The 3,926-nt window shown below is 68.9% G+C and carries 3 protein-coding genes; all 3 read left to right on the forward strand.

What is annotated here, in order from left to right; genetic code table 11:
• Window positions 1–251: 251 nt before the first annotated feature.
• From ACGF12_RS38070 to ACGF12_RS38080, 3 genes are read left to right on the forward strand one after another with little or no spacing between them, the layout of a single operon-like run.
• A complete protein-coding gene (locus tag ACGF12_RS38070) occupies window positions 252–1,280 on the forward strand; it encodes a tyrosine-type recombinase/integrase (protein WP_393041095.1) in 1,029 nt (342 codons plus the stop codon).
• Window positions 1,277–1,603, forward strand: a complete 327-nt coding sequence (locus ACGF12_RS38075) for a helix-turn-helix domain-containing protein (protein WP_393041089.1) — start codon at window positions 1,277–1,279, stop codon at window positions 1,601–1,603. The genes ACGF12_RS38070 and ACGF12_RS38075 overlap by 4 nt, the downstream gene beginning before the upstream one ends.
• The gene (locus tag ACGF12_RS38080) at window positions 1,600–3,894 is read left to right on the forward strand and encodes an XRE family transcriptional regulator (RefSeq protein ID WP_393041092.1); all 2,295 of its coding nucleotides are present in this window, start codon (window positions 1,600–1,602) and stop codon (window positions 3,892–3,894) included. Before ACGF12_RS38075 ends, ACGF12_RS38080 begins: the two co-directional genes overlap by 4 nt.
• Window positions 3,895–3,926 lie beyond the last annotated feature (32 nt).

Below are 3,926 nucleotides of genomic sequence, written 5' to 3' on the forward strand. Positions count from 1 at the left end.
AAAGAGGATGAATTGCATCAGATGCAACACTCCTCGCGACGTCAGCATGGCAGTTTGTGCTGGTCACGAGCGGGTGGTCGCGCCAGCTGCTGGCGAGGGCATGGCCGCTGACCTGCACCCTAGCAGGCAAACTCAACAATGATGCATCTGATACAACAGGGGCTGTGGTTACTCAGGCCCCTGGATCGGCACGTCTCGTGCTGGCCCGCAACGTCATACATCTCGACCCGGCGCCGGCCGTCTTCGACGCGATGAAGGAGGGCTGGGCCCGGCAGCAGTCGGCCCGGTTCCTGAAGTCGTCGACCATCGACCCGCGGCTGCGCCTGATCGAGCGGCTGGAGGAGTTCACCGGCCAGTACCCCTGGCAGTGGACGCCCGCCGAGGGCGAGGCGTTCATCGCTCACCTGCGAAGCGGCACCAAGCCCATCCAGATGTCGACAGCCCGGACCTACGAGGTCACGATCGAGCTGTTCCTGGAGTACCTGCTCGACTCCCGCTACGGCTGGATGGACGCCTGCCTGGAGCGGTTCGGCGAGATCCCGCAGCAGATCTTCCACGAGGGCAACTCGGTCCTGCACACGGTCGAGTACGAGGGCGACCCGCGCCGGCGCCCGCTGACCTACGACGAGATCCAGGCCCTGTTCGACGCCGCCGACGCCCGGCCCGGCAAGGTCAAAGGACAGGGCCGCAAGGGCGCCCTGACCGCCCTGCGCGACGCGGCGGTGCTCAAGACGATCTACGCCTACGGCACACGCCGCACCGAGTCCTCCAAGGTCGACCTGGTCGACCTGCGGCGCCACCCCAAGGCCCCGAAGTTCCGCGGCTACGGCAGCATGACGGTCCGCTTCGGCAAGTCCTCGAAGGGGGCGCCACCCAAGCGCCGCATGGTGCTGATGGTCCCCGAGATGGACTGGGCGGTCGACGTCCTGGACCAGTGGGTGAGCGAGATACGCCCGCACTTCTCACCAGGGCGCCATCCCGCGCTCTGGGTGACCGAGCGCGTCGGGCGGCTCTCCCCGCGGTCGATCAACGACGCCTTCGTGACGGCCCGCGAGGCCGCCGGCCTCGACGAGGACCTCGACCTGCACTGCCTCCGCCACAGCTACATCACACACCTGACCGAATTCGGCTATCCCGCCCGATTCGTCCAGGAACAGGTCGGTCACTCCCACGCCTCGACCACGGCGATCTACATGGGGGTCTCGAACGAGTACCGCAACACCCTGCTGGAACGATCAATGAAGAACCGACTGGGCGACGACTGGGACGTGACCTCGTGATCAAGAAGATGGGCTACCAGTGGCAGCTCCGCCAGCTGATGGCCGAGCGACAGATGTTCCAGACCTCCGACCTGGTCCCGCTGCTGGCCGAACGCGGCGTCACCCTGTCGCGCGAACAGGTCTACCGGCTGGTGACCCAGCCGCCGCAGCGCATGAGCATGGACACCCTCGTCGCGCTCTGCGACATCCTCCAGTGCACCCCGAACGACCTGATCAAGCCCGAGATCGTCAACGTCCAGCTCCGAAAGACCGCCGACGGGGACGCCGGCCCGCTGCCGCTCACGTCCCGCCGCACCGTGATCCGCCGCCCCGGGCCGTCGTGAGCCAGGCCAAGATACGCCGGCAGCGCGAGGCCGAGCAGGCCCGCGCCCGCCTGATCGACCACCTCCAGCAGGTGGTCGGCCCCGCACTGACGGCCGCGGACGCCCAAGCCGCCCTGGAGGACGCCAAGGCATGGACCGGCCGGTCGGCCCGGGCCCTGGACGACTACATCACCGAGCACCCGGACGCGCTCACCAAGCCGTCACCGCACTGCCCGCTCCAGGTGGTCCGGCTCCTCCAACACCTCGACGCCACCGGCCACGGCGACGCCGTCACCCAGCCGGCCTGCGCACGCTGCCACCGCACCGGCCTCCGCCTTCCCCGGAACACCCCGGAAGGGCGGTGCTGCGACTGGTGCGTCGCCCAAACCGAGCTGCGGCCCTGCTCGCGCTGCGGCCAGGACGGACACATCGTCACCCAGCGGGACGAAGGCCCGATCTGCCGCCGCTGCTACCGCAAGGACCCGCTGTTCCGGAAGGAATGCGCCGGCTGCGGCCGCATCCGCGAGCCCAACGTCCGCCGCGAGGACGGCACCTTCTTCTGCTCGCACTGCAACCCCGACAAGCCCGAACACGAGTGCATCCACTGCGGCAGACTGCGGCCTGCGAACGCCATCACCAAGGACGGCCCGGTCTGCACCAGCTGCTACGCGTCCCCGCCCCGCCTCTGCGAGCTTTGCGGGCAGATCAAGCCGATCAGCATCCGCAAGGCCGCCGACCAGCCAGCGACCTGCGGAGACTGCTACCGCGGTCCCATGCGGACCTGCGCCACCTGCGGCGAGCTCCGATACGGCTTCACCCGCCAGGACGGCGAGTTCCGCTGCAAGTCGTGTCAGCCACGCCGCTCGGCTCCTTGCGTCGACTGCGGGCAGATACGGGGAGTGAAGGCCAACTGGCCTGTCGGTCTGCTCTGCGACTCCTGCTACCAGCGCCGACGGCGCCACCCGGCCCCTTGCGCCCAGTGCGGAACCCTCCGCGCGCTCGTCGGACGGAGCGAGGACGGCAAGGACATCTGCGGCCCGTGCTCCGGCACCGACATCGACTACGCCTGCAACCGCTGCGGCTACCCCGGCGCCATCCACGCCGACGGCGCCTGCGCGCGCTGCGTCGCCCAGGAACGGATCCACGAACTCCTCAGCGGCGAGGACGGCACCGTCCGCCCCCAGCTCCAACCGCTCGCCCAGCAGCTCGGCGCCGCCAACCACCCCTGGTCCGTCCTCCTCTGGATGCGCCGCAGCGACTCGGCCCGCATGCTGGCCGGCCTCGCCGCCCAGCAGCAGGAGATCAGCCACGAACTCCTCGACGCCCTGCCCCAGAAGTGGGACACCCTCTACATCCGCGAACTCCTGGTCGCCGCCGGCGCCCTACCCAAACGGAACGAACAGTTCGCCCGCATCCAGGCATGGCTCAAGAACATGCTCGCCGGCCTGCCCCCGCACCACGCCCGCGTCGTCCGCCCGTTCGCCGAGTGGGGCGTCCTGCGCGCCGCCCGGCGCCGGGCCGACAAGGACCGCTACACCATCGGCTCCGCCATGTCCGACAAGCGAAACATCCGGGCCGCGATCCGCTTCATGACCTGGCTCGACGACAACTCGATCACGCTCACCGACCTCGGCCAGGACGACCTCGACCTCTGGCTGACCACCCACACCTCAGCGAGTCGAGACCTCGCGGCGTTCATCCGCTGGGCCGTCGCCCGCCGCCTGACCGGCAAACTCACCGTCCCCAGCAAGAAGTTCACCCAGCCGTCCCAGCTCCTGCCCGGCGACGAACTCAACGCCCACCTCCGCCGTTGCCTCAACGACGACGGCCTCCCCCTCGAAGCCCGCATCATCGGCGCCCTGACCAGCCTCTATGCCATGCCCACCACCCGCATCGTCCAGCTCACCACCGACCGGTTCAGCCGCGACGGCGAGGACGCCTATCTGACGATCAACCAGAACCCCGTCCTCCTCCCTCCCAAGCTCGCCGCCCTCATCGAACAACAGATCACCGCCCCAGCCCTCCGCACCTCCGTCCTCCAGAAGTCCCACACCGGGACACCCGGCTACCTCTTCCCGGGCCAGCCGCCCAGCCGCCCCCGAAACTCCCAGACCGTCCACGACTACATGCGAAGGCACGGCCTGCCGGGCATCAGCGCACGCAACACCGCCATGCTCGAAGCGATCACCGACCTTCCGCCGATCGTCGTCAGTGACCTCTTCGGCATCCACCCCCACACCGCCTACGCCTGGGCCCAGTACGCCCAGAACGGCTGGGCTGAGTACCTCGAAGCCGTCCAGGAAGTCGAATAGCGCAAGGTTGGAACACTGCCTCTTCACCAGTC

It is taken from the genome of Kitasatospora sp. NPDC048296 (assembly GCF_043201815.1).
Classification (GTDB): domain Bacteria; phylum Actinomycetota; class Actinomycetes; order Streptomycetales; family Streptomycetaceae; genus Kitasatospora.

Coding starts and splice junctions, on each gene's coding strand:
- ACGF12_RS38070 (WP_393041095.1), top strand. CDS start 252: ATGAAGGAGGGCTGGGCCCGGCAGCAGTCGGCCCGGTTCCTGAAGTCG.